Origin of the sequence: uncultured Endozoicomonas sp. (assembly GCF_947495845.1) — a bacterium.
Taxonomy (GTDB): Bacteria; Pseudomonadota; Gammaproteobacteria; order Pseudomonadales; family Endozoicomonadaceae; genus Endozoicomonas.
The window spans coordinates 1-350 of record NZ_CANMAO010000112.1; the positions used below are offsets into that span (position 1 = coordinate 1).

The 350-nt window shown below is 51.1% G+C and carries 3 tRNA genes; all 3 read left to right on the top strand.

Annotated elements, in window-relative coordinates:
• Positions 1-6 precede the first annotated feature (6 nt).
• The 3 genes from Q1B11_RS20325 (at position 7) to Q1B11_RS20335 (ending at position 350) form a co-directional block, all read left to right on the top strand.
• Positions 7-83, top strand: a tRNA-Met gene (locus tag Q1B11_RS20325).
• A gap of 58 nt (positions 84-141) precedes the next feature.
• Positions 142-218: transfer RNA gene (locus tag Q1B11_RS20330), tRNA-Met, on the top strand.
• Between the two features lie 55 nt (positions 219-273).
• Positions 274-350: transfer RNA gene (locus tag Q1B11_RS20335), tRNA-Met, on the top strand.

Genomic DNA, 350 nt, shown 5'->3' on the forward strand with positions numbered 1-350 from the left:
TTTTGTCGCGGGATGGAGCAGTCTGGTAGCTCGTCGGGCTCATAACCCGAAGGTCGTTGGTTCGAATCCAGCTCCCGCAACCATATTTAAAAGCAGTTGATGCCCTCTTTTCCAGAAAAAGAATCAGCTGAACAGTTTTGTCGCGGGATGGAGCAGTCTGGTAGCTCGTCGGGCTCATAACCCGAAGGTCGTTGGTTCGAATCCGGCTCCCGCAACCATTTTTAAAGCAGTTGATATTCTCTTTTCCAGAAAGAATCAATTGAGCAGTTTTGTCGCGGGATGGAGCAGTCTGGTAGCTCGTCGGGCTCATAACCCGAAGGTCGTTGGTTCGAATCCAGCTCCCGCAACCA